The following is a 23,732-nucleotide window of genomic DNA, read 5'->3' as shown; positions in this document are numbered from 1 at the left end:
CGTCATGCGCTGGCGGTGAGGGCCCAACTGGATGTCGGGCGCGCGGCGTAGGCGCCGGAGCGGCCGTAACGCGGCGTGGGGTCGGCGGCGCGGGCGGCGTTAGCCAGAATGCCCAGCACGCGGTTCTGCACGCGAATAGCGCGTTCCAGCAGGCGGCGATTTTCCTCCGTCACAGCGTCGAGTCGCTTGGCGGCATCGCGCAGGGCCTCGGCATCGATCGGTGCGCGGGTGGTTCTGGCGAACTTCTGCGCGGCGTTGAAGGCGGTGGTGGCGGCTTCCTTTAGCGGTAGCAACTTGGCGGCGGCCTGAAGGTTCAGCGTGGCGAGCGCCTGGTTCTCCACCGCGATGGTGTCGGCAAGGGTGCGGGCTGCGGTGACCAGATCTTGGGTCATGTCTTATCGCCTTGGCCGTTCTTGACCTCCTGCATGTGGATCATCTGACGAAAAACGGGGTCGGCGAGGCCGAGGCCGCCGGCCTTTTCCAGGCCCTTCGCGATGTTTTCGATCATCATCGGCTTCCATGCCTGCTCGCCCTGGCCGCCGCCGAAGGGGCCACCGGAGGTGTCGATGGTGTCGAACATCGGGGTCAGAAACTGGCTCAGCGTCATCGACTCGTAATCCTGCGCGGCCTTCCAGGCCTTCTGGACCTGGGCCGGGGGCAGGGTTGTGGTGATCGACGGGGCGTCCATCAGCGCACCTGTAGGTCGGCTTGGAGGGCGCCGGCGGCCTTGATGGATTGCAGGATGCTGATCATGTCGCGGGGTCCTATTCCAAGTGAGTTCAGGCTGGCCACCAGATCGCGGAGGGTGACACTGCCCTTGATGATGCCGAGTCGTTTGTCCGATGAATCGTCCACCTGGACGTTGGTGCGGGGTACCGTGGTGGTGGTGCCATTGGAGAGCGGGGCGGGCTGCGACACCTGCGGCGTTTCGGTGACGCGGATGGTGAGGTTACCCTGGGCGATGGCCACGGTGCTGACGCGGACATTGGCGCCCATGACGATGATGCCGCTGGCTTCGTCGATCACGACGACGGCCGGGCTGTCGGGTTCGACCCGCAAATCCTCGATCCGGCCCAGCGTGTCGATGATGTCGCGGCCCGACAGGTCCAGCGCCACGGTCCGAGGATCGCGTGCGCTGGCGATGCCGCCGCCCAGGGCTGCATTGATAACGGAGGCCATGCGGCGCGCCGTGGTCAGATCCGGATTGCGTAGGCCGAGGCGCAATTGCGCCTTGCTGCCGAGCTGAAACGGGACCTCCTTTTCCACCGTCGCGCCGTTGGCAATGCGGGCGGAGGTGGGAACGTTGCGGGTGACGGAGGAGGCAGCGCCGCGGGCGGAGATGGCGCCGGTGGCCAGGGCGCCTTGGGCGACGCTGTAGACCTCGCCATCGGCGCCGAGCAGCGGGGTGACGAGCAGAGTGCCGCCCGTCAAGTCCTTCGCGTCGCCGAGGGCGGAGACGTTGACGTCGATCCGGCTGCCGCCGCGGGCGAACGCGGGCAAATTCGCCGTGACCATGACAGCGGCCACGTTCTTGGTCTGCAACTTGGATTCCTGGTCGCGGGTGTTGACGCCCAGCCGTTCCAGCATGCCGATCAGCGACTGGCGAGTGAAGACCGCGTTGTCCAACCGGTCGCCTGTGCCATTCAGGCCGACGACCAGGCCGTAGCCGACCAGTTGGTTTTCCCGGATGCCTTCGACGTCGGCGATATCCTTGATCCGCACCTGCGCGAACACGGTTGCGGGCAGCAGGAATAACGCGGCGGCGAGCAATAGGGATCGCACGTGCATGTCTTCTTTCCGGCTCGTTTAGATTTACGCGGCACTCTGACCCCGTCGGGGCTTCGGAACCGTTAAGCGCAAACGGCGTGCCAGCCTCGATCGCCCCGTAAACCGCGGATTTCTGCGGATCGGGTGATAGAAGCCCCGGCAGAACTTGCCGGGATGGGTAGAAGGAGCCGGGTCGATGAGGTCTTTCGGATGGTGAGCGTCGGGCGGGTGAGTAGCCCTCCGATCCAGACTGCCGGCGCACGTCGGGTCGCAGGTGGCAGCGGCTTTGCCGTGTCGACGCCGGGCACCAGTGGTGCCACCGGCCCGGCGGCCACGTCCGCCACGTCGATGGACGGCATGTTGATGCTGCAGCAGCAGGTGGAAGACGGGGCAACCCGGGACCGCCAGGCGCGCAAGCACGGCAAGGCGATGCTGGAGGGGCTGGCCGCGCTGCAACGGGAATTGCTGGATGGCGATGTGGACCCAGGCACGCTGGAACGGCTGGGTGCCCTGACCGAGCATTGTCCGGAGGCTGCCGATCCGGGATTGCGGGCGACGCTGGGCGCCGTTTCGCTGCGAGTACAAGTGGAGATCGCCCGGCGCGCCATGTGACTGTTTGGCGACACGGAATGGAATGTCGCCAAACCTGGCTCGGACGGCCTTCTTTGCGCCACATTCGTGCCATCCGTCCCCTTGGCGACATGAACCTGCATCGCTATACAGCCGCGAAACGGCCCACCCGGTCATTCAGGCCGGGACGCGGCCGGAGCGCGAAGGATGGCACTGATGATGCTAACCCTGCCCCAAGACTATCGCCCCGCCGAGGACGAAGAGTTCATGGACGCGCGGCAGTCGGAGTATTTCCGGCAAAAGCTGCTGCGTTGGCGCAACGACCTGTTGCGTGAAGCGGACGGAACCCTCGCCAGTTTGTCCGAGGGCGGCATCCACGAGGCGGATATTACCGACCGGGCCAGCGTGGAAACCGATCGGGCGCTGGAACTGCGGACCCGAGATCGCGCCCGCAAGCTGATCAGCAAGATCGACCAGGCCCTGGCCCGCATCGAAGGCGGGACATACGGGTTCTGCGAAGAAACTGGCGAGCCGATTGGCCTTCGCCGGCTGGAAGCCCGACCCATCGCAACCCTGTCGATCGAGGCGCAGGAGCGTCATGAGCGTATGGAGCGGGTGCATCGCGACGATTGAGGCGTTTGTCTCATCGTCACACTGCAGTGGCGGACCCTCATCCAACCCTCCCGGCGGGAAGGGTCTTCTGACGCGATGAGGATGCTGTATCTGGCCGTTTTGGCCGGACCCATTTTGGGCTAGCGCTCGTTCTCGGTTAGAATGGCATTAGGACGTCCATGACTTGCTGGCCGTAGCGTGGCTGCTGTAGGTCGCTGAGCGTCCCGCGGCCGCCATAGGCGATCCGGGCCTCTGCCATACGATCGTGCACCACCGTGTTGTCGCTGGCGATATCCTGTGGACGAACGATACCGCTGACCTGCAGTTCTCTCAGTTCATTATTGACCCGAACCTCCTGCTTGGCGGCGACGACCAGGTTGCCGTTGGGCAGCACCTGGGTGACCGTACCAGCCAGGCGCAGAGTCACTGTCTCGTTACGCTTGATGGTGCCGGTGCCGGTGTTGGCGTTGGTGCTGCTGGAACTGATGAGCTTGCTGGTGTCCAGAGCCTTGGAAATCAGCTTCGGCAACTGCGCCTCCAATCCCAGGAAGTTCGGCAGGCCGGCATCTTCCGACCCGGTGCGGGTGGCGCCGGTAGCGTTGGCCAGGTTGGCGGTGTCGGAGATGTTGACCAACACGGTGAGGATGTCGCCGACCATGGCGGCGCGCTGGTCCTTGAAGAACGCTCGGCTGCCGGATCGCCATAGGCTGCTCACCTGGGTAGGCGCCATCTCCGGCCGGGGCATCGGCATGCTGACGGGGCGCCAGTTTGGATCCGCCGTCGGATTGGTGATGGCGGACATGGCGGGCGCGCGGCCTACTTCCGCCAATTTGGACAGGGTGCCGCAGCCGGACAGGGCGAGGGTGGAGGCGAGCGCGGTCGCCAGCGTCAGCGCGGGTCTCATCGGGCGGCCAACCGAACGGGCATGCTGGCGCCGGCGGGCAGAACGACGGGAGTGGTGCCGCTGACGCGGACCCTGCCGGTGCCCAGTACCTCGGCGTCCACGATGGCGCGGGAGGAGGCGTTGAGGACCCGGACGTGTTCGCCCATGGCGCCGCCGTCCATGGCGATGCCCTGGGCGATGAGCTGAATGCCTGGCGTTTCCAACCGCATTTGCACGGCCTCTCCTTTCTGAACCATTTGGGGCCGCGCGAGGTCGGCAACGGGGATGGGCGCGCCGGGCCCAACGGGGTGGCGCAGGGTCATGCCGATTGCCTGGGCGGGTGCTTGCGCCACGTCCGAGCGGACGGCGTTGGCGTGTAGCCGGGCGATCTGTAGGTCGTTCGGGCCGATGATGTCGCCGGGCATCATGCGATGCACGGCCACCGGCACTGCCACCATCTCCGATACCCGGCCGGATAGGCGAGTGTGGGCGGGCGACATGCCCGGCGCGGTGACGGACAGCACTGCGGTGAATTGGCCGCTGGTGGAGTTGTAGTCGAGTTGGCCGACCTCCGCAGTGCCCGTGGCGCCGGTTGGGACGATCGGTGGGGTGAAGCCGGGCATTTCCACCTCGGCATCGGTAGCCACGCCGGCCACGCTGAGTGCGTCGCGCAAGGCGTCCACCGCCAGGTCGCGTGAGAATGGTCTGCCCGGTCGGTCCAGTACGATGCGGTCCGCGGTGCTGCTGGGACGCCAGTCGACAGAGAACTGGCGAGCGATTGCGCCGAGCTGTGCCGATTCGACGATGATGCGGCCGCCTGGGTCCGGGCTGGGGCCGATGACGCGGTCGTTGTCGACGCCGTCGAATAGATCTGACAGGCGGACCTGCTGGTCGGTGAGCGTGGTCCCGCCCCGCAGGGTTGCGGCGGCGGCGGGGAAGGCGACGATGACCATCAAGGCGAGGGGGAGCGCGCGCATCTGTCTTACCGCAGGTTGGTGAGGGTGGAGAGCATCTGGTCGGACGTCGTGATGACGCGGCTGTTCATCTCGTAGGCGCGCTGGGCGGTGATCAGGTTCGAGATCTCGGTCACGACGTTCACGTTGGAACTTTCGACGAAGCCCTGCAGCACGGTGCCGAAGCCGGGTGCGCCCGGATTGCCGGTGACAGCGTTGCCGCTGGCGCCGCTTTGCAGGAACAGGTTGTCGCCCTGAGCGTCGAGCCCGGTTTCGTTGGCGAAGGTCGCGAGCTGGATCTGGCCTACAGTTTGCGGGGCGGTGGTCCCGTCCAGGCTGGCCTGCACCTGGCCGTTGGTGCTGATGGTGACGGAGGTGGCGTTGGGCGGGACGGTGATGCCGCCGGCGATCGGGTAGCCGTCCGCGGTGACGATGGTGCCGTCGGGGGATAGGCCGAATGTGCCGTCGCGGGTGTAGGCGGTATCGCCGGAGGGTAGGGTGACGGGGAAGTAGCCGTTGCCGCGAATAGCCAGGTCCAGGCTGTTCGACGTCTGCTGCAGCGTGCCTTGCTCGTTAATGCGGTAGATGGCGGCGGTGCGCACGCCGAGGCCGACCTGCGCGCCAGCCGGCACGACGGTACCGGTGTCGGAGGTGTTGGAGCCGACGCGGCGCATGTTCTCGTAGATCAGATCCTGGAACTCGGTCCGGCGGCGCTTGAACCCGGTCGTGGTCATGTTGGCCAGGTTGTTGGATATGACGTCCACGTTGGTCTGCTGCGCCTGCATTCCGGTGGAGGCGATGTCGAGGGATCGCATGAACTAGGTCTCCTTAGGACAGGTGCTGAGTGATCTTGTCGATGGCAGATTGCTGCCGATCGGACTCGCCCTGAACGAACTGGGTGACGAATTGGAATTGGCGCAATTCGTTGATCATGCGGGTGGTTTCGGCGACGGGCTGCACGTTGCTTTCCTCCAGCGCGCCACCGATGAGCTTCGGCTGGGCGACGGGTGTGGTGGCGGTTTGGGCGGTGAACAAATGGTCGCCCTGGGCCTGCATGCGGTAGAGGTCGGCGGGCTTGACGATGCCGATCTTGCCGAGCCGCCCGTTCTCGCTGCTGAGCGTGCCGTCGCCGGTTACTGCGAGAGAGGTGTCGGTGGAGGAGACCTTCAGCGGCTGGCCGCCGGTATCGAGCAGGGCGTTGCCGTCGATGTCGACGACGGTGCCATCGTTCTGCAGGTTGAAGCGGCCGGCGCGGGTCAGCATCGGGCCGGCCTTGGTCTGCACGGTGAAGAAGCCGTCGCCGGTGATGGCGATGTCCAACGGGTTGGCGGTGTGGCTGACGGTGCCCTCGGCTTGGTCGCGATAGGTGGCGCGGTCCTGGGTGAAGGCGAGTTGGCGACCACCTTGCGGCGGGTTGACTCCAGTTTGATTGTCTAGCCAGTCGGCGAAGAGCGTGTGGCCGGTCTTGAAGCCGGGCGTGTTGGCGTTAGCGAGGTTCATGGCCGTCACGTCCATGGCGCGCTGCTGCGCAACGAGGCGGGAGAGGGCAACCGAGGTGGAGTTTTGCATCGTCGCGGCGTCCGGCTTGTTCGGCGGAGCTAGCGCAAAGGACGTGCCACTGGATAAGTAGTTGATTTGATGGATTTTTGGTATGGCGTGGTAGGGTGCGGATGTGCCGTGTCGGCAGAACATGCCGGGTCAAATCCGCCCCAAATTGCCGGGCAGCCCTTTGGAATAAATCGATCACGCAATGGGATGTTGAGACGGCTTTAACTGTCTGCCGCCACATTCGCGCTCGCACAGTACTAGGGGCGCATGATGAGTGCGGCAGCAGCGACGATGGCGCCGGGTGACGCGGCAGCCGGGGCGGGCGGGGCGAAGAAGGGCGGCAAGAAGAAGCTGATCATTCTGGCGATACCGGTTCTGCTGATCGCAATCGGCGCGGGTCTGTGGTTCAGCGGCATCCTGCCAAACATGCTGGGCATGGGGCATAAGGCCGAGACTGAAGAACATGCCGGCAAAGAGAAGGAGAAGGAGGCGCATGCCCCCGTCTTCGTCGAACTGCCGGAGATGATCGCCAACCTTAACGCACCTGGCCGCCGCGCTTCGTTCGTGAAGCTGAAGGTACGGCTGGAGTTGTCGAAGGAAGCGGACCAGGCGGCGTTCACCGCTGCGCAGCCGCGGGTGATCGACCTGTTCCAAACCTATCTGCGGGAGATGCGGCCGGATGAGTTGCGCGGTTCCGCCGGCAGCTATCGCCTGCGGGAAGAGTTGATCGCGCGGGCCAGCCTGGCTGCGGCGCCGGCAACCGTGGTGGACGTCCTGTTCAGCGAGTTGTTGGTCCAGTGAGCGGTAACGACGAACAATTGGCTGCCGCCTGGGGTGCTGCTGCGGAGGAGAATGCGGCCCCGGCACGGGTGCTGAACCAGGCCGAGATCGACAGCCTGTTGGGCTTCGATGGCGGCCCGTCGGCGGAGGATAGCCGGTCCGGCATGCACCGGATTATCTCCTCCGGCCTGGTATCGTATGAACGCCTGCCGATGCTGGAGATCGTGTTCGATCGTCTGGTCCGGATCATGTCGACCAGCCTGCGCAACTTTACTTCCGACAACGTTGACGTCTCGATCGACAACATCCTGTCGCTGCGGTTTGGCGACTACCTCAACTCCATTCCGCTGCCGGCCATGCTGGCGGTGTTCAAGGCGGAGGAGTGGGACAATTACGGGCTGATGGTGGTTGATTCCGCCATGATCTACTCGATCGTCGACGTGCTGCTGGGTGGCCGTCGCGGCACCGCGGCGATGCGGATCGAGGGGCGGCCCTACACCACGATCGAGCGCACGTTGGTCGAGCGTCTGATCCAGGTCGTGTTGACCGATCTTTCCGCCAGCTTCGACCCGCTCTGCCCGGTGACGTTCAAGTTCGAGCGGTTGGAAGTAAACCCGCGCTTCGCCACGATCAGCCGCCTATCGAATGCGGCGGTGTTGGCGCGGCTGCGGGTCGATATGGAGGATCGCGGCGGGCGCATGGAATTGCTGCTGCCGTATGCGACGCTGGAGCCGGTACGTGAATTGCTGCTGCAGCAATTCATGGGCGAAAAGTTCGGCCGCGATAGCATTTGGGAAACCCATTTGGCCGAAGAGTTGTGGGCGACCGATGTCGATATCGATGTTGTGTTGGATGAGCAGGTGATGAGCCTGGCGGATGTGATGGCGCTGCAGCCCGGAAGCCAGATCGTTCTGGCGTGCGGCCCTGGCAGCCCGGTGCAACTGCGATGCGGCGCGGTAACGCTGTTCGAAGGCAAGGTTGGCCGACGCAAGAACCGGGTCGCGGTTCGGATTGAGAATGAAGTGGCTCAATTGCCACGTGACGCCTGACGAAGGAGACGCCGGAAAATGGGCGGTTGGCAGATTTTGTTGGAAGTCGCGTTGATTGCCCTCCTGGGCACGACGTTGTTTCACGCCCTACGGCTGGAGAAGGCGCTCGGCGTCGTGCGCCGCGACCGCGCGGAGTTGGAGGAGCTGCTGCGCGGCTTCAACGACAGCACGCGCCAAGCCGAGAATGGTGTGGAGCGTTTGCGCAGCGCCGCCGATGGCGCTGGGCGACATATTGCCCGCCAGATCGAAGCCGCTGCCAATTTGAAGGATGATCTGGTCGCACTGATTGATCGCGGGGAGCGCCTGGCGGACCGGATGGATGGTTTGGTGCGTGCCAACCGCGAGCCGGAGCCTACGCGGCGCTACGCGGCGCCCGTGGCCGCGCCGGAACCCGAAATGGCCGATTCTGGTGGTGCACGGGTGCGCAGCCAGGCGGAACGCGATCTTCTGCGTGCCTTGCGGGTGACCCGGTGATGAACGGCTGGACGTTGAAGCCGCGGCTGCTACCGGCGACGCTCGGCATGATGGGGCTGCTGATGGCGACCAAGACGGTAACGTTGGGTCTGGCGTTCCTTCCCGTTGGCAGCGTCGTGTCATCCGCCGAAGCGGCGCCGGCGCATGAAGATGCGGCGGCGAAACCAGCGGACGCGCATGGTGCGGCGAAGCCTGGCGACGCGAAGGATGCGGCCAAAGCGGGTGTGGAGCGGACTGCCAGTGCCAGCCCGTACGCCAAACCATCGGTCCCGAGTGCACCGCGGGAGCCGAGCGCACCGCCCCAACCGATGGTCAGCGATGCCGAGAAGCAGTTGCTGCAGGACCTGCGCGGCCGGCGGCAGGAGCTGGATGCGCGGGCGCAGGCGCTGAACCAGCGCGAAGCCGTGATGGCGGCAGCCGAGCAGAAGTTAAGCGCGCGCGTGGGTGAATTAACCGCCCTGCAAACCCGGTTGGAGACGCTGGAGAAGGAGCGTCAGGACCATGACGAGGCGAACTGGACCGGGCTGGTAAAGGTTTACGAGACGATGAAGCCTCGTGAAGCCGCCGCAATTTTTAACGATATGGAAATGCCTGTGCTGCTTCATGTGTTGGACCGGATGAAGGACGCGAAGGCAGCCTTGGTGCTTGGTGCGATGCAGCCCGATCGGGCCCGCCTCGCCACGACGCAACTGGCAGCTCAGCGAACCCGCTCCACCACACTGCCGCCCCCGGACCATCAGGGCGCGGGCTGACGACCGAGGGAATTGCGTAGCATGATGGATACCTCTGCCGGCGTGCTGATCGTGGATGATTACAAGACCATGCTTCGGATTGTCCGCAACCTGCTGAAGCAGATCGACTTCCACAACGTCGAGGAAGCGAGCGACGGCAGTGAGGCGCTGGATAAGCTTCGCGCGGGTAATTTCGGCCTGGTGATCAGCGACTGGAACATGGCGCCGATGACGGGGCTGCAGTTGCTGCAGGAAGTGCGCGCGGATACGCGGCTCAAGAGCACGCCTTTCATCATGATCACGGCTGAGAGTAAGACCGAGAACGTGATCGCCGCCAAGCAGGCCGGTGTGAGTAACTACATCGTCAAGCCGTTCAATGCGGAGACGCTGCAGTCGAAGATCGAAAAGGTGCTGCATGGTTAATAGCGGCGTCGCCCCGGACGGGCTGGCGCAGCGCTTGTCTGAGTTGCACGGCCGCATTGCGGTCGTTGAGCCCGAGGCTGAAACGGTGTCGGCGGGGCAATATGCTGCGCTGCTCTCCGAACTGCGCATTCTGGCAGACTTCATCGACGCGGCCCGGCAAGAAGTCGCGGCCGTTGGTGTGGACGAAATCGTCGGCCGCGATGTGCCGGCGGCGACGGACGAGCTAGACGCGGTCGTGATGCACACGGCCGAAGCGACCGGCTTGATCCTGGATGAATGTGAACACCTGGATGCGATCGTCGCCAAGACGGAGCTGCGTACTGATGTCACGGCCATGACGGCCCGGATCTACGAAGCCTGTTCGTTCCAGGACATTACCGGACAGCGTGTCGCCAAAGTGGTGCACACGCTGAAGACCATCGAGGCGAAAATCGCCGACATGCTGCGCGTGTTTGGCCGTGGGCCGATGGAAACATCGTCCGTGATTCGCCCCGTTGTGCTGTTGAATGGACCGCAACGTGTGGGGGACGCTATGGATCAGGGTGCAGTGGACGCGCTTCTCGCTAGTTTCGAATAATGAAGTTCGTTTTGCCTGTCGCCATATTGATGGCGGCGGGGCCGGTGCTGGCGGCCGAAACCGCCGACGTCCGGATGGCCACGCACGAAGCGTATGGCCGCCTGGTGTTCGAATTCACCGAACCGACACCGTTCAAGATGGAACGCAACGGCGACACTGTTGTGCTACGCTTCGAGGGCGCGGGCGCGGTTCCGGCAATCGGTGGCACGGCCCGCAACATCGTGAGCATGGCCGGCGGCGCTGGCATGGCGACGGTGACCCTGGCGCCGGGTGCGCGCGTGCATACGATGAAGCTGGGCAATCGCGTCGTCGTCGATGCGCTGGATGCTGGGCTGGACAAAGAGGCGCCCAAGGCAGTCGCGCGAGGGCGGTCGCGTGAGGCCGCTGCCAAGCCGGTGCAGCCTGCGGCAGCGAAGCCGGGGGAGCATAGTGAAGCTGCGGCGAAATCGGCGCCACTCGCTCCGGCGGCCGCGCCAGCCGTCATCGCGCCGACTGGAAAGAGCCCGCTGCCAGCCGCGCAAGTATTGGCCAAGCCGTCGGCGGACATGCCGAAGGTGATAACGCCGGGTGCGATTGCGCAGCCTGCGCCGGTTGTGCCCGTGGTGCGCGATGCGCCACCGGCTGCCGCGCCTGCCTCGACGCCCGCGGCTGCAACATTACCAGCCGATGGTGCCCCGGCGCCGGCGCCGGGCGCGCCCGCTACGCCGCCAGGTGATGCCGAAACTATGGCGCTGGCGGCCAAGCGCATGCCGTTGCCGCCAGGCGAGGCCGGAAGCTCGGTGCTGCTGCCATTTGGGCAGACCGTGTCCGCCGCGGCGTTCCGCCATGGCGCCGAAGGATGGATGGTGTTCGACGAGCGCCGGCCGTTGGATCTGGCGGCATTGAGCGACGATCCGATGCTGGCGGGCGCCGTGGTGCAATTGCTGCCGCAGGCGACGCTGGTGCGGGTGAAGATGCCGGCGGGGCGTGATCTGCGAATGGAGCACCAGAAGGCTGGCTGGTCGGTGACGCTGGCCGACAAGCCTTCCACGGCAGCGCCGCTGATCCCGGTGTCGAAGGACACGCAGTTGACGTTCCCGGCGGCTGGGCCTGGGTCGATCGTCGTCGTGGCGGACCCGGATACCGGGCAGAACCTGCTGGTCGGCACGCTGCATAATGGCGGCCCCGGCGTGCCGGTGCCATATCGCGTGCCAGAGTTCTCGGTGCGGCCGAGTTGGCAGGGCGTCGTGGTGGAACCGGTTTCGGACCGGACGCAGTTGCGCGCCACAAAGGATGGCTTCGTGATCGAGACCGGGGACACGCTGGCACCTGCGCCGGATAGCGCGCGGGCGCTGGCCGATGCCGCGGTGCTGACGCGCCGTTTTGACTTCCCGGATGAGCCGCCGTCGATTCTGCTGCGCCGGCTGCAGACGCAGGTGGCGGACCAGGGACGTGCGCCGCCGCAGTCGCGGTTGGAGCCCCGCAAACGGGCGGCGCAGACGATGTTGACGCTGGGGCTGGGGGCGGAGGCGCAGTCGCTGCTGGGGTTGGCGGTAACCGAAGATCCGCGCGGGTTGGATGACCCGGATGTTGCCGGGCTGGCGGGGATTGCAGGGTTGTTGAGCGGACGTCCGGAGGAATCTAGCGGACTGATGGAACCGCGGCTGAATGGCAGTGACGAGATAGCGTTGTGGCGCGCGGTGCGGGCAACGATGTTGCGGCCCGACTCGCCGGAGGCGGCGCCGGTATTTGCCGCAACCATGGGGCTGGTGATGTCCTACCCGCCGGCCTTGCGCAATCGGCTGCTGCCGTTGGCGGCGGAGACGATGGCGGAAGGCGGTGCGGCGGACGCGGCAGATGCCCTGCTGGCCAAATTGCCGGATGAGCCGCTCCTGGCGTTGACCAGGGCGATCCGGCTGGAAGCCAAGGGCAAAACTGCCGATGCATTGGCGGTGTATGACGCCTTGGCAGTAGGGCGTGACCGGCTGACCAGCGCGCGCGCTGCAACCCGTGCCACATTGCTGCGATTGTCGAGCGGCGCGATTGGCCCGGGCGATGCAGCGACTGCGTTGGAACGGCAATTCCTCGCCTGGCGTGGCGATGATCGTGAACGCAAATTACGGCTGCGCGTGGCGTCGTTGCGGGCGAAGGCGGGGCAGTGGCACGCCGCGTTCGACGCTCTCCGAGAGACATCGCAATTGTTTCCAGAGGCGACGCCCACCATCAACGCGCGCATGACGACGATGATGACGGAGCTACTGCGCGGCCCAGACGCGGCGAACCTGCCGCCGATGGAACTCGTGGGATTGGCGGAGGAAAACGCCGAGGCGATAGCGAAGGCGGACGAGCCAGTCGTGTCGTCTTTGCTGGCCGATAAGCTGAGCGCTTTGGATCTGCCGAAACGCGCGGGCCCGATCATTGAGCGGATGATCGCCGCCGCGCCACCTGGAAACGCCAAGGCCAAACTTGGCGTGCGCCTGGCCTCGATGCGGCTGGGTGAGGGGGATGACAAGGGTGCGGCTGCGGCGCTTGTGGCGACCGACGCACCGGATTTGCCGGCGGATTTAACCGAGGAGCGTGGATTGCTGGACGCGCGACTGCATGCGCGGGCGCATGATGTCGGGGGCGCCGTCGCAATCCTGTCGGGCATCGATAGCAATGCGGCCGATGATCTGCGTGCGACGATCCTCAGCGATGCCAAGGACTGGAGTGGCGCTGCCGCTGCGTTGTCTTCCTTGATGGCACGTGCCGTGCCTGCAGAGGGCGCGCTGAGCCCGGCGCAGCAGGATATCGTGCTGCGCCTGGCCTCTGCCCAGGCGCAGGCTGGCGACGATGCCGGGCTGCGGTTGCTGGGGATGCGGGAGGCGACCCGGATTGTCGGCGCGCGGGCCGACATGTTCCGGCTCCTGACGGCGGCACCGGTTACCGGGCCCAGTGATCTACGCCGGGCGGCAGGCGAAGTGGCCTTGGCGCGTGCGGTTCCCGCAGGGCTCGCCGCGATTGGATCACATTAAATTCGCCCCAGCTATGTCGCGGGAGCAAGCATTAGGACTTGCGCCCGCGATGCCGGGGGACTATCTCACGCCACCTTGGCCCAAGGGGACGCGCCGCGTCCAACAGGCTGTCTACTGGTTTGGGGGTACGTGATGAACGCACTTGCTCAACTGGGGATGGTCTCGGAGCTTCCGAGCGAGAACCAGACGACAATCGCGACTCTTCCTGTTTTCGAGGGAGAGGATCGGAAGGATTACTTCGTTGAGAAGGACGGCATGAAATTTGCCGGGACTCACCTTCTGGCGGATTTGTGGGACGCGGAAAATCTAGCCGATCCCGTGCATATCGACACGGCCCTGCGGGCCGCTGCCGTGCGTGCGGGGGCAACGATCCTGCACAGCCATTTCCATCACTTTTCGCCAAATGGCGGAGTGTCGGGCGTGGTCGTGTTGGCGGAGAGCCACATCTCAATCCACACCTGGCCCGAGCGCCAGTTTGCTGCGATCGATATTTTCATGTGTGGTGATTGCAACCCACATGATGCGATCCCAGTGCTGCAGGACGCCTTCTCGCCGGGTCGGGTAGACCTGGACGAGCAGCGTCGCGGCAGGTTCTAGCGGCCGGGGCCTAGCGCCCCGTCACCGTTTTGCCCGGGCCAACGTGCCCGGGCAGTCTTCCAGGCGGCTTCGGCCGCCTGCATTCCTTCCGCTGTTGGTTGGTGTGTGGCCGGGGTGACCCGGCCATGATGATGAAGGACTGCCTGTATCATGACCTGGCTTGCAGAAAATCTATATCCCGGATGGGCGCAGAGCTTCGATGTCGTGCGGGAAATCGCGCGCGAAACCTCGGCGTTTCAGGACATCGTCGTGGTAGAAACGACATCGCACGGGCGCGTTCTGCTGCTGGATGGCGTGGTGCAGATTACCGAGGCGGATGAATTCGCCTACCAGGAAATGATAACCCACGTGCCCCTGTTGCAGCATGGGGCTGCGGATAGGGTCCTGATCATCGGCGCTGGCGATGGCGGGGTTTTGCGGCGGGTGTTGCAGCATCGCGGCGTGACGCACGCGGTCATGGTCGAGATCGACGGCGCGGTAATCCGGCTAGCACGCGAACATCTGCCGGGTATTGGTGGGGGCGCGTGGGATGACGTGCGGGCAGAGGTGATCGTTGGCGACGGCATTGCCTATGTTGCTGCGGCGCTCTCGGCCTCGGTCGACGTCATCATCGTCGACAGCACCGATCCGGCGGGACCAGGCGCGTCGCTGTTTACCGAGGCGTTTTATCGTAATTGCGCGCGAATCCTGCGGCCTGGCGGGCTGCTGGTAAACCAGTGTGGCGTGCCGTTCATGCAGAGTGATGAGCTGCGCGATACCAGCGCATTGCGGGCCCGTGTGTTCGCCCATGTCGGCGCCTATGTTGCAGCGGTGCCGACCTATGTCGGTGGCTTCATGGCCCTGGGCATCGCCAGCGACATGCCGATCGAGGATGTTCCGGCGGCCGTTTTGGAGTCGCGCGCGAAGTCTGCGGGAATGTTCGGCGATACCGAATACTGGACGCCAGCAGTCCATCGTGGCGCGTTTGCGCTGCCGCCATATATTTCGCGAGTGCTGCGCTAGATAAGGGTTGTATTACAGGGGGCGGTAGACTATTTCCCCGCTCCCGACGATGCTTCGTTAGTTGGTTCGGCCGTCGCTCGCTTCTCCGGTTCTACTCGCGGTCCGCGCCAGAAATGGCTGCGTGGCCAGGAGGAAAGCCTCCGTTGGAACACGGGTTGCAGAGCGACGGCCGGTTGTCGTGTGTTCGGCCGTCGCTCGCTTCTCCGGTTCTACTCGCGGTCCGCGCCAGCAATGGCTGTGTGGCCTGGGGGAAAGCCCCCGTTAGGACACGGGTTGCAGGGCGGCGGCCGATCGACTGGCTGTATTACAGCCGCCCGTGTTCGTCCCGCTCCGGATGACGCTCGCGGGGATTGTCCACCTGCTTCGTGCTGGTGTTGACCTCATCCAGACCCGTGACTTTGTCCACGTCGGTGCCGATCTCGACAGACTCCTCGCGGGTATCGCGATCGGTTTCGACATTCTTGGCGCCGATGCGTGTGCCACCCGGCGTCTTCGTGGCGCCGGGTGCTGGGTGGTTGCCGGTGTTCTGCTGGCCGTCGGTGTGGTCGATCGACTGCTCGGTATGGGGCTGTTTCACGGCCGTTCTCCTTTGCTGCAACCGACCTAACGCCCAGTGGTCTGCGGGTTTGCATCAGCCCCCGCCGGCAAATCCCTGCACAAGGCTGCCGGATACCAGACGCCACCCATCGACCAGCACGAAGAAGATCAGCTTGAACGGCAGGCTGATGCTGGCAGGCGGTAGCATCATCATGCCCAGGCTCATCAGCACACTGCCGACGACCATGTCGATGACGAGGAATGGCAGGTATAGCAGGAACCCCATCTCGAACGCCCGGCGTAGCTCGCCGATCATGAAGGCGGGGACCAGGGCGCGCCATGGGGCGCCGTCTGCGTTGGCGGCTGGGGGCAGGTGGGCGATGTCCAGGAAAAGCTGCAGGTCGTTGCCGCGTACGTTGACGGCCATGAAGTGGCGAAATGGCTCGGCGGCCAGGCGCAAGCCCTCCAACTCGCCGACGCGACCGTCGCTCATGGGCAGCAGACCGTTGGTGTAGGATTGGTCCAGCACTGGCTGCATGACAAAAAAGGTCAGGAACAGGGCCAGGCCAATAAGCACCGTGTTGGGCGGCACGCCCTGGGCGCCAATGGCGGAACGCAGCAGCGATAAGACGATCACGATTCGTGTGAACGCCGTGACCATCACCAGCAGACTCGGCGCGATGGACAGGACCGTGATGAGCGCGGTGAGCTGGATCAGCCGTCCCGTGGCACCGTTTTGCCCGGCGGCACCCAGATCGATGCTGACGGACTGGGCGATGGCCGGGGAGGCAATGAACAGCAGCACGCCAAAGACGAGCCACATCATGGCATTGCGCCAGGTGGCGCAGTGTTTCAGAGGCGCGGCCTTCATGCCATCGGCTCCGCCTGGGGCGGGAGCCAGCCGACCACCTGATCCTGCGGCCCGGTGAGCAGCAGGAGGCTGCGACCGTCGCAGTCGATCATCAGCAGGCGGCGGCGGGGATCCAGCACCAATGCATCCTGGATGCTCATCCGCGGTGCGCCGATGCCGCGCGGGCGGACAAATTTGGTCATCCGCGCGAGGCGACCGGCCACGAGAATTAACAGCAGCACGGCGGCAAGAGCTGCCACGGCGGTGAAAATCGACGTCGTATTCATCGCATCCTTTCGGCATTTTGCCTTGGAAGCAGCAGGGTGACCCACGCGGCATTTTCGCCGCCTGGGGTGGGTTTGGTTTAGGCGGCTTGGTTCTGTATCGCCTCCGTCAGACCGTTCGCCTCCTCCAGCACCATCATCAGCGTTGGGCGCAGGCTGCGGCCGGAATCGGGCGGTAGGTCGAGCGCCTTGGCGCACAGCAGACCAACGCCGCGATCCAGGCCCGCCATGTCGACCGTGCGGCCGTTTTCCACCAGGAGACGGGCGATGCAGATCGTCCGCGCCAGACCCTCGGCCATACCGATGGCGGTCTTCAGCGCGTTCGCCTCGTAGTCGGCGTTGTCGAAATTGAACAGCCCGGGCGTGGTTGTCATACGGCCTTATAGGCAGGGAGGAATTACCGAAGCGTTGCTGCCTGGAATTAACCCGCTCGAAACTGTTGCGCGCGAGAGTGCGGCCATGAAGAACGACGGTATGGGTCTGTTCGACCTTGCAGAACGCAAGCTCGCCTGGGTCGATAAGCGACAGGGGTTGTTGGCGCAGAATATCGCCAACGCCAACTCGCCCGGATATGTGGCCAAGGATCTGCAGCCATTCGCCAAGCTGCTGGCGCAATCGATGCCGGACATGGCGGTCACGAACGCGGCGCACATGACCGGCACCAGTTCGGTCGGCCGGACCGACCCAATGATCCGCCCTAGCGAGCGGGCGCCGGACGGCAACGCGGTGTCGATCGAGACCGAGATGACCAAGGTCGCCGACGACGCCAGTACTCAGGCTTTGGTGACAAATCTCTATCACAAGTATCTCGGCCTGTTCCGCATCGCGATCGGCAAGTAGGAGCCAGCATGGATCTGACCAAGGCACTGAGCATTTCCGCCCGCGGCATGGACGCACAGACCACGCGGCTGCGCGTGATCGCGGAAAACCTCGCCAACCAGGACACGACGGGGGATGCGCCGGGCGCCAGCCCGTATCGCCGAAAGACGGTGACGTTCGAAGATAAGATGGACGCCACGTTGGGCGAGGATACCGTTCGCGTGAAGAACGTCGGCACCGACAAGGCCGCATTCCCGAAGCGCTACGACCCGTCCCACCCGGCGGCGGACGCCCAGGGCTACGTGCAGACGCCGAACGTTAACAGCTTTGTCGAAGTGATGGACATGCGGGAGGCTCAGCGCTCGTTCAGCGCGAACCTGAACGTGATGGAAGTGACGCGCACGATGCTGACGCGTGCGATCGATCTGCTGAAATGAGCGTTCCTGCCATCCCAGGCCTTTCGGTTTCGGCCGCGAGCGCTGCGGGGGCGTATGGCCGCGTCGATGCCGGGCAGGCGCCAAGCATGGAGGGCTTCGGCAATGCGCTGACCCAGGCGCTGCAGGGCGTGGTTGATACCGGCCATACGGCAGACACGAAATCGGCCGAGGCGATCGCTGGCACCGGCACGGCGAACCTCACCGATGTGGTGACTGCGGTGAACAGGGCCGAACTGGCTTTACAAACCACATCCGCAATACGCGACAGGGTGGTGCAGGCGTATCAGGACATCATGAAGATGCCGATCTAACGCTTATCTGACGCAGCCAATCCAAAAAGGAGCATGGCATGGGCGAAGGCGACGTTGGTGCAGCATTGCACGCGACGATGATAGTGGTGTTGAAAATGGGCGGCCCGGCGCTGCTCTCGGCGCTTGCAGTCGGCGTGTTCATGTCGCTGGTCCAGGCCATTACCCAGGTGAATGAAGCGACGTTGGCCTTCGTTCCGAAGGTTGTGGTCATCGTCGGCGTGTTGGCGCTGACGGGTCCGTTCATGTTGGCGACGCTGTCGGACTACACGCACGGCCTGTTCGACCAAATGATCGCCATCGGCGGTCAATAATGGACCTGTCGGCGCTCGACACGTCGGCGCTGCTGGCTGCGCTCCCCGCGTGGGCGTTCTCGTTCGTGCTGGTGCTGTGCCGTTGCGGCTCGGCGGTCATGTTGCTGCCCGGGTTGGGTGAGGCGGAGCCGCCGGCGTCGCTACGCGCCGGGTTGTCGATCGGGTTGGTGGTGCTGGTGTTGCCCGGCGTGGGGGTGATGCAGCCGCCGGGACCGTGGCCGATGCTGGCGATGATCGGAGCGGAATTGCTTTGCGGTGGCGTGTTGGGCTGGTTGGCGCGGTGCATTGCGCTGGCCTTGCCAATGGCGGGGCAGATTATTTCGGTAATGCTGGGGCTGACCAGCATCGTGGCGCCCGACCCGATGTTGGGCCAAACCAGCACGATTTCGCGGATGTTCTCGCTGGCGGCGCCAGTGTTGGTGCTGGGCACGGGACTGTGGGCGCTGCCGGTGGCGGCGTTGTCCGGCAGCTATAGTTTGGTGCCGATGGGCCATCTGCTGTCGGTAACGGACGGGGTGGATGCGGCCGTAGGCGCGGTATCGACCACGTTCGGGCTGTCGATGCGGCTGGCGGCGCCATTCGTGATTGCCAGCGTGGTGTGGCAGGTGGGGCTAGGCCTGCTGTCGCGGTTGATTCCGCAACTGCAAATATATTTCGCGGCTATGCCGGGTCAGATTATCGGTGGTCTGGCGTTATTGGCCATTCTGGCGACCAGCCTGGCCGAGATCTGGGTCGAGACGGCGCGCGAAAGCTTCAACGTGCTACCGGGATTGTAGCGGGTGGCAGACACCGAAGACCGGACAGAGGCCGCTACCCCCAAACGGCTCGAACGTGCCCGAAGCGAGGGGAGCGTTGCCGTCTCACGCGAGGTGCCGGCGCTGGCGGGGCTGGGTGCGGCCACGATGGTGCTGATGATGTTCGGCCCATCGATGGGGCAGAGCGTCGCCAACCGGTTGACCCCGATGCTGGACCTTTCCATCACGCAGGACCCGAAGGATGCGCTGGTGGCGGCGGTGATGGCTATCGCGACGTTGGCGTCACCGGTGATTTTGGGGGTGTTGGCGGCGTCGGTGGCAGCGACGTTGTTGCAGACTGGGCTGGTGTTCAACATGAACGCCCTGATGCCGGATCTGATGCGTTTGAGCCCGATGAAGGGGTTCAAGCGGCTGTTCGGCATGACTGGGCTGGTGGAGGCGGGCAAGTCGATCCTGAAGCTGGGGGTGCTCGGCTTCGCGGCGTATCACGTGCTGTCGGGCAACGTGATGGCGATGGCGGGGGCGACGTCTTGGCTGCCGGCGCAACTTGCGGACCGGATCATGCGCCAGGTGCTGCAATTGACGATGACGCTGCTGGGCGCGCAGGTGGTGATCGCCGGGGCCGACATGTGGTGGGTGCGCTACAAGCACCACAAAGAGCTGCGGATGAGCAAGGAAGACATCCGGCAGGAGGCCAAGGAGTCGGATGGCAACCCGCATGTGAAGGCGCGGTTGCGGCAGATCCGGATGTCGCGGGCACGCAAGCGGATGATGGCCGCAGTGCCGACTGCAACAGTGGTGGTGACGAACCCAACCCACTACGCTATCGCATTGTTATATGACCGCGAGAAGGGCGGCGCACCCCGCGTCGTCGCGAAGGGGGTCGATGAGGTGGCAGCCCGTATTCGTGAGTTGGCGTCCGAGCACCGTGTGCCGCTCGTACCAAACCCGCCCCTGGCCCGTGCCCTGTATAAGGTTGAGCTGGATGCCGAGATCCCGGCCGAGCATTTCAAGATGGTGGCCGAGGTGATCGCCTACGTGTGGCGCCTGCGCGGCCGTGTCGCCCGATGAGTGCCGCGGTGTCGTTTCCTCCGCGCCTATGGGCCTGGCCGTGGGGCCGCAATCGACCCCGGGCGAAGCGCCTGATCGACCGGCTGTCCGGTCCGTTGGACGACATACTGCAGGTGCTGGTGCAGGAATCCTCGGTCGGCATCGCCATCGTGGACCGGGCTGGCAAGCTGATCCGGGTGAATGAGTCGCTGCGGCGCATGGTAGACCGGGAATGCGATTTGTCGCCGGGCCAGCCCGTGCAGGACATGTTCTGCGAGCAGCGGCGGGATGAGGTTTGGGATGAGCTCGCGCCCTCGTTGCAGGGGCGGCGGCCGCCGCGGTCCTTTATCTCGATGTTGCGGGGCAAGAGCGGCGCCTCGGAACAGACGGTGGAGGTGTCCACCGTGGCGCTGCGCGAGGCGGATGAGACCGTCAGTGGGGCCGTGCTGCAACTGACGGATATCTCGGCGCAAAAGCGGCTGGAAGCGCAGTTGGCGCAGAGCCAGAAACTGCAGGCGGTGGGCCAGTTGGCCGGTGGCATCGCACACGACTTCAACAATTTGCTGACGGCGATTATCGGTGCGGCGGATGAGGCGTTGGCCCGCGGCCTGCCGGAGCAGGATACGGTGGAGGATCTGGAGCAGATCCGCACCAGCGCTGGGCGCGGGGCAGCATTGGTGCGCCAATTGCTGGCATTCGGGCGGCAACAAACGCTGCAGCCGCGGGCCGTGTCGATCAACGATGCGGTGGAGAACCTGACGGGGCTGCTGCGCCGGCTGCTGGGCAGCACGATCCGGCTGGAGCTGGAGCTGGAGCATCCGGGGCGCACGGTTCGCGTCGACCCGACGCAGCTGGACCAGGTGCTGGTGAATCTGGCGGTGAATGCGCGCGATGCGATGACGGAGGGCGGGCAGCTGACCCTGCGCACCGGGCACATCACGCTGTATCGCGCACTGATTCGCGGCGAGGAGACGATCCCGCCGGGTCGCTACGTGATGGTCGAGGTGCAGGATACCGGGGTGGGTATTCCACCGGAGGTGTTGCCGCGGATCTTCGATCCGTTCTTCACCACGAGGCGGGAGCGTGGGGGCAGCGGGCTTGGGCTGTCGACCGTGCATGGGATTATTCGCCAATCGGACGGGTTCCTCGCCGTCGATAGCTTGCTTGGCAAGGGCACGCGGATCCGGATCTATTTGCCGCGCCACGACGGCGATGCGATGGCGATACCCCGGCTGCCGGTTGGCGACGCTGCGGCGGCCCCTGTGTCGATGGTGGCGGAGGTCCCGGCGATTGTTGAGCCGGTGGTGCATTCGGCGCCGGGCGGGCGCACCGTGCTGCTGGTGGATGACGAGGATGGCGTGCGTCGATTGGCGGCCCGTGCGCTGACCAAAGAAGGTTGGACGGTGTTGAGCGCCGAGTCGGGCGAGGCCGCACTGGCGTTGCTGGCCGAGCAGGAGGAAGGCGCCAGGCCTGTTGTGATCCTCTCGGACGTGGTGATGCCGGGTATGGACGGGCCATCGTTGGTGCGCGCCGTGCGGGAGCAGTTTCCGGGTTTGCCAGCGATTCTGGCGTCCGGATACGCGGAAGAAGCGGTCCGGGGCGATCTGGCGGCGGAAGATATTGCGTTTTTGCCCAAACCCTACACGCTGAAGGTCATGCTCGCGGCGGTGCGGGAGCGGGCACTGCCGGGCGATCTACCCGGCTGATTTCTTGAACTCAAAAACTCGAGCTCAACCACTCGAACCCGAATATCTACGAGCGGGTGAAGTTGATCACGTTTTGTTCTTGTGAACGGAAGAGGCACGGTTTATTAACGCATCCAGCACAGCAAACGCGTTAAAATGAGCACGGCGGCTGGGGTGGGTCGGAGGCTCGGTTACGGGGCCTTTTCGGCCTATGACAGAGCCGAACTTCGCCGCCCGACTCGCCAGACACAAGGAATTTCCCATGGACAGGACCAAGGCGCTCGACGCCGCGCTCAGCCAGATCGAACGGGCCTTCGGCAAAGGGTCCATCATGCGCATGGGCGCTCGGTCGGATGAGCAGATCGATGTGATCTCGTCCGGCTCGTTGGGGCTGGACATGGCCATTGGGATTGGTGGGTTTCCACGCGGCCGGATCGTGGAGATCTATGGTCCGGAAAGCTCTGGCAAGACGACGCTGGCGCTGCATGCGATTGCAGAGGCGCAGAAGCGTGGCGGCACGTGCGCGTTTATCGATGCGGAACATGCGCTGGACCCGATTTACGCCCGCAAGTTGGGTGTCGATGTAGACAATCTGCTGCTGTCGCAGCCGGATGGTGGTGAGCAGGCGCTGGAGATTTGCGACACGCTGGTGCGGTCCGGCGCTATCGACATCGTGGTGATCGACAGCGTCGCCGCGCTAGTGCCGCGGGCGGAGCTGGAGGGTGAGATGGGGGATACCCATGTCGGCCTACACGCCCGTTTGATGAGCCAGGCACTACGTAAGTTGACGGGCAGCGTCTCGAAATCCAAGACGATGCTGATCTTCCTGAACCAGATCCGGTTGAAGATCGGCGTGATGTTCGGCAACCCGGAGACGACCACCGGCGGCAACGCCCTGAAGTTCTACGCTTCGATTCGGCTGGAGATTCGGCGTATCGGGCAAATCAAGGATCGGGACGAGGTGGTGGGCAACCAAACCCGGGTGAAAGTGGTGAAGAACAAGCTGGCGCCCCCGTTCCGCCAGGTGGAGTTCGACATCATGTATGGCGAAGGCATCAGCAAGCGTGGCGAATTGGTCGACCTCGGCGTCAAGGCCGGGGTGGTGGAGAAGTCAGGGGCCTGGTTTTCCTACGATAGCCAGCGGATCGGACAGGGGCGTGAGAACGCCAAGACCTTCCTGAAGGACCACCCGGACGTGGCCATCAGCATTGAGAAGCGGGTGCGGGACCAGGCCGTCGTGGTGGAGAAGGCGATGTTGGTCGCCCCGGAAGAAGGCGAAGAGGCCGAAGCCGCAGAGTGAGCCCGGCGGTCGTAGAATTGGATGAGGCCGACCTCGAATTGGTCGAGGCGGCTCGGGCGATCCTGGTAAAACACTATAAGCCGCACTGGCACACTGTCGGTGCGGCTTTGCGTTCGCGTGATGGGCGGATCTGGACCGGGGTGCATTTGGGCGCCACGGTCGGTCGCCTTTCGGTGTGTGCCGAGGCAGTGGCGTTGGGCCGGGCGATCCTGGAGGGAGATGGCACGGTCGAGTGCGCTGTAGCGGTTCGCCATCCCAAGGCCGAGGAAAGCGTGCGAGACATAGCGGTTGTGCCGCCCTGTGGCGCCTGTCGGGAAATGCTGACGGATTTCGACCCGGCAGCTGACGTGATCGTGCAGGGACCCGGTGGGCTGCAGCGAATCCCGGTCCGCATTCTGTTACCGTTGCCCTACCAACGATAGGGAACAGAGCGT

31 protein-coding genes are annotated in these 23,732 nt (G+C 64.7%); 20 read left to right on the top strand and 11 right to left on the bottom strand.

The genetic code is table 11. The annotated features are described in order from the left end of the window. Positions 1-2: 2 nt before the first annotated feature. The 3 genes from GSQ76_RS20875 to GSQ76_RS20865 are packed head-to-tail and all read right to left on the bottom strand — an operon-like array spanning position 3 to position 1,788. Entirely contained in the window at positions 3-392 is a 390-nt protein-coding gene (locus GSQ76_RS20875) for a hypothetical protein (RefSeq protein WP_158746032.1), read from the bottom strand. Further along, positions 389-688 (bottom strand): rod-binding protein, encoded by a 300-nt coding sequence (locus GSQ76_RS20870; RefSeq protein WP_158746031.1) that lies wholly within the window; start codon positions 686-688, stop codon positions 389-391. Before GSQ76_RS20870 ends, GSQ76_RS20875 begins: the two co-directional genes overlap by 4 nt. Then, complete coding sequence (locus GSQ76_RS20865; RefSeq protein WP_158746030.1) at positions 688-1,788, bottom strand: flagellar basal body P-ring protein FlgI; 1,101 nt, start codon at positions 1,786-1,788, stop codon at positions 688-690. The genes GSQ76_RS20870 and GSQ76_RS20865 overlap by 1 nt, the downstream gene beginning before the upstream one ends. 207 nt (positions 1,789-1,995) lie before the next feature. Here GSQ76_RS20865 and GSQ76_RS20860 point away from each other — a divergent pair, with 207 nt between their 5' ends. Both GSQ76_RS20860 and dksA read left to right on the top strand, forming a co-directional pair. Continuing rightward, complete coding sequence (locus GSQ76_RS20860) at positions 1,996-2,379, top strand: flagellar assembly protein FliX (RefSeq protein ID WP_158746029.1); 384 nt, start codon at positions 1,996-1,998, stop codon at positions 2,377-2,379. A gap of 177 nt (positions 2,380-2,556) precedes the next feature. After that, on the top strand, positions 2,557-2,970 hold the full coding sequence (gene dksA / locus GSQ76_RS20855) for an RNA polymerase-binding protein DksA (RefSeq protein WP_158746174.1): 414 nt from the start codon (positions 2,557-2,559) through the stop codon (positions 2,968-2,970). A gap of 136 nt (positions 2,971-3,106) precedes the next feature. Here dksA and flgH read toward each other — a convergent pair whose 3' ends face one another. Genes flgH through GSQ76_RS20835 form a run of 4 tightly spaced genes read right to left on the bottom strand, consistent with a single transcriptional unit; the run spans position 3,107 to position 6,354 of the window. Continuing rightward, positions 3,107-3,853 carry a flagellar basal body L-ring protein FlgH gene (flgH, locus tag GSQ76_RS20850; RefSeq protein WP_158746028.1) on the bottom strand — a complete coding sequence of 249 codons (747 nt, stop codon included), beginning with the start codon at positions 3,851-3,853 and terminating at the stop codon, positions 3,107-3,109. Next, complete coding sequence (gene flgA, locus GSQ76_RS20845) at positions 3,850-4,809, bottom strand: flagellar basal body P-ring formation chaperone FlgA (protein WP_158746027.1); 960 nt, start codon at positions 4,807-4,809, stop codon at positions 3,850-3,852. Before flgA ends, flgH begins: the two co-directional genes overlap by 4 nt. Before the next feature lie 5 nt (positions 4,810-4,814). Beyond that, on the bottom strand, positions 4,815-5,600 hold the full coding sequence (flgG, locus tag GSQ76_RS20840; RefSeq protein WP_158746026.1) for a flagellar basal-body rod protein FlgG: 786 nt from the start codon (positions 5,598-5,600) through the stop codon (positions 4,815-4,817). 13 nt (positions 5,601-5,613) lie between these two features. After that, on the bottom strand, positions 5,614-6,354 hold the full coding sequence (locus GSQ76_RS20835) for a flagellar hook-basal body complex protein (protein WP_158746025.1): 741 nt from the start codon (positions 6,352-6,354) through the stop codon (positions 5,614-5,616). A 249-nt stretch (positions 6,355-6,603) separates the two neighbouring features. Here GSQ76_RS20835 and GSQ76_RS20830 point away from each other — a divergent pair, with 249 nt between their 5' ends. From GSQ76_RS20830 to speE, 9 genes are all read left to right on the top strand, one after another. Continuing rightward, on the top strand, positions 6,604-7,134 hold the full coding sequence (locus GSQ76_RS20830) for a flagellar basal body-associated FliL family protein (RefSeq protein WP_254070538.1): 531 nt from the start codon (positions 6,604-6,606) through the stop codon (positions 7,132-7,134). Positions 7,135-7,151: 17 nt separating this feature from the next. Further along, positions 7,152-8,162 (top strand): flagellar motor switch protein FliM, encoded by a 1,011-nt coding sequence (fliM, locus tag GSQ76_RS20825; RefSeq protein ID WP_254070555.1) that lies wholly within the window; start codon positions 7,152-7,154, stop codon positions 8,160-8,162. A gap of 18 nt (positions 8,163-8,180) precedes the next feature. Next, positions 8,181-8,636 (top strand): DUF6468 domain-containing protein, encoded by a 456-nt coding sequence (locus GSQ76_RS20820; protein ID WP_158746022.1) that lies wholly within the window; start codon positions 8,181-8,183, stop codon positions 8,634-8,636. Then, positions 8,636-9,388, top strand: a complete 753-nt coding sequence (locus tag GSQ76_RS20815) for a MotE family protein (protein ID WP_158746021.1) — start codon at positions 8,636-8,638, stop codon at positions 9,386-9,388. Before GSQ76_RS20820 ends, GSQ76_RS20815 begins: the two co-directional genes overlap by 1 nt. Before the next feature lie 21 nt (positions 9,389-9,409). Continuing rightward, positions 9,410-9,790 carry a chemotaxis response regulator CheY gene (locus GSQ76_RS20810; protein ID WP_408836989.1) on the top strand — a complete coding sequence of 127 codons (381 nt, stop codon included), beginning with the start codon at positions 9,410-9,412 and terminating at the stop codon, positions 9,788-9,790. Further along, the gene (locus tag GSQ76_RS20805) at positions 9,783-10,367 is read left to right on the top strand and encodes a protein phosphatase CheZ (protein ID WP_158746020.1); all 585 of its coding nucleotides are present in this window, start codon (positions 9,783-9,785) and stop codon (positions 10,365-10,367) included. The genes GSQ76_RS20810 and GSQ76_RS20805 overlap by 8 nt, the downstream gene beginning before the upstream one ends. Continuing rightward, positions 10,367-13,360 carry a hypothetical protein gene (locus GSQ76_RS20800; protein ID WP_158746019.1) on the top strand — a complete coding sequence of 998 codons (2,994 nt, stop codon included), beginning with the start codon at positions 10,367-10,369 and terminating at the stop codon, positions 13,358-13,360. The genes GSQ76_RS20805 and GSQ76_RS20800 overlap by 1 nt, the downstream gene beginning before the upstream one ends. 132 nt (positions 13,361-13,492) lie before the next feature. After that, entirely contained in the window at positions 13,493-13,957 is a 465-nt protein-coding gene (gene speD / locus GSQ76_RS20795; RefSeq protein ID WP_158746018.1) for an adenosylmethionine decarboxylase, read from the top strand. A gap of 150 nt (positions 13,958-14,107) precedes the next feature. Next, positions 14,108-14,959 (top strand): polyamine aminopropyltransferase, encoded by an 852-nt coding sequence (gene speE / locus GSQ76_RS20790; protein ID WP_158746017.1) that lies wholly within the window; start codon positions 14,108-14,110, stop codon positions 14,957-14,959. A 304-nt stretch (positions 14,960-15,263) separates the two neighbouring features. Here the strand turns inward: speE and GSQ76_RS20785 are convergent, their stop codons facing one another. The 4 genes from GSQ76_RS20785 to GSQ76_RS20770 form a co-directional block, all read right to left on the bottom strand. Next, a complete protein-coding gene (locus GSQ76_RS20785; RefSeq protein WP_158746016.1) occupies positions 15,264-15,536 on the bottom strand; it encodes a hypothetical protein in 273 nt (90 codons plus the stop codon). Positions 15,537-15,590: 54 nt separating this feature from the next. After that, the gene (gene fliP, locus GSQ76_RS20780; RefSeq protein WP_158746172.1) at positions 15,591-16,322 is read right to left on the bottom strand and encodes a flagellar type III secretion system pore protein FliP; all 732 of its coding nucleotides are present in this window, start codon (positions 16,320-16,322) and stop codon (positions 15,591-15,593) included. Positions 16,323-16,363: 41 nt separating this feature from the next. Continuing rightward, positions 16,364-16,633 carry a flagellar biosynthetic protein FliO gene (locus tag GSQ76_RS20775; RefSeq protein WP_158746015.1) on the bottom strand — a complete coding sequence of 90 codons (270 nt, stop codon included), beginning with the start codon at positions 16,631-16,633 and terminating at the stop codon, positions 16,364-16,366. Positions 16,634-16,710: 77 nt separating this feature from the next. Beyond that, entirely contained in the window at positions 16,711-17,004 is a 294-nt protein-coding gene (locus GSQ76_RS20770; RefSeq protein ID WP_158746014.1) for a hypothetical protein, read from the bottom strand. 85 nt (positions 17,005-17,089) lie between these two features. Between GSQ76_RS20770 and GSQ76_RS20765 the strand changes: the two genes are divergently transcribed. The 9 genes from GSQ76_RS20765 (at position 17,090) to GSQ76_RS20725 (ending at position 23,720) form a co-directional block, all read left to right on the top strand. Next, positions 17,090-17,470, top strand: coding sequence for a flagellar biosynthesis protein FlgB (locus tag GSQ76_RS20765; RefSeq protein WP_158746013.1), 381 nt, complete (start codon positions 17,090-17,092; stop codon positions 17,468-17,470). Positions 17,471-17,478: 8 nt separating this feature from the next. Further along, complete coding sequence (flgC, locus tag GSQ76_RS20760; protein WP_158746012.1) at positions 17,479-17,886, top strand: flagellar basal body rod protein FlgC; 408 nt, start codon at positions 17,479-17,481, stop codon at positions 17,884-17,886. After that, a complete protein-coding gene (gene fliE, locus GSQ76_RS20755; protein WP_158746011.1) occupies positions 17,883-18,197 on the top strand; it encodes a flagellar hook-basal body complex protein FliE in 315 nt (104 codons plus the stop codon). The genes flgC and fliE overlap by 4 nt, the downstream gene beginning before the upstream one ends. A 38-nt stretch (positions 18,198-18,235) precedes the next feature. Further along, positions 18,236-18,508: a flagellar biosynthetic protein FliQ gene (locus GSQ76_RS20750; protein ID WP_158746010.1), complete on the top strand. Its 273-nt coding sequence runs from the start codon at positions 18,236-18,238 to the stop codon at positions 18,506-18,508. Further along, a complete protein-coding gene (locus GSQ76_RS20745; RefSeq protein ID WP_158746009.1) occupies positions 18,508-19,284 on the top strand; it encodes a flagellar biosynthetic protein FliR in 777 nt (258 codons plus the stop codon). The genes GSQ76_RS20750 and GSQ76_RS20745 overlap by 1 nt, the downstream gene beginning before the upstream one ends. 3 nt (positions 19,285-19,287) lie before the next feature. Next, complete coding sequence (gene flhB, locus GSQ76_RS20740) at positions 19,288-20,334, top strand: flagellar biosynthesis protein FlhB (RefSeq protein WP_158746008.1); 1,047 nt, start codon at positions 19,288-19,290, stop codon at positions 20,332-20,334. A gap of 8 nt (positions 20,335-20,342) precedes the next feature. Then, on the top strand, positions 20,343-22,019 hold the full coding sequence (locus GSQ76_RS20735) for a PAS domain-containing hybrid sensor histidine kinase/response regulator (RefSeq protein ID WP_158746007.1): 1,677 nt from the start codon (positions 20,343-20,345) through the stop codon (positions 22,017-22,019). Positions 22,020-22,260: 241 nt separating this feature from the next. Next, a complete protein-coding gene (recA, locus tag GSQ76_RS20730; protein ID WP_158746006.1) occupies positions 22,261-23,298 on the top strand; it encodes a recombinase RecA in 1,038 nt (345 codons plus the stop codon). Continuing rightward, positions 23,295-23,720, top strand: a complete 426-nt coding sequence (locus GSQ76_RS20725) for a cytidine deaminase (RefSeq protein ID WP_158746005.1) — start codon at positions 23,295-23,297, stop codon at positions 23,718-23,720. The genes recA and GSQ76_RS20725 overlap by 4 nt, the downstream gene beginning before the upstream one ends. The last annotated feature ends 12 nt before the right edge of the window (positions 23,721-23,732 follow it).

Origin of the sequence: Acidisphaera sp. L21 (assembly GCF_009765685.1) — a bacterium.
GTDB lineage: Bacteria > Pseudomonadota > Alphaproteobacteria > Acetobacterales > Acetobacteraceae > LMUY01.
Note: the sequence above shows the minus strand (reverse complement) of the source record. Positions and strands in the feature narration are given on the sequence as shown.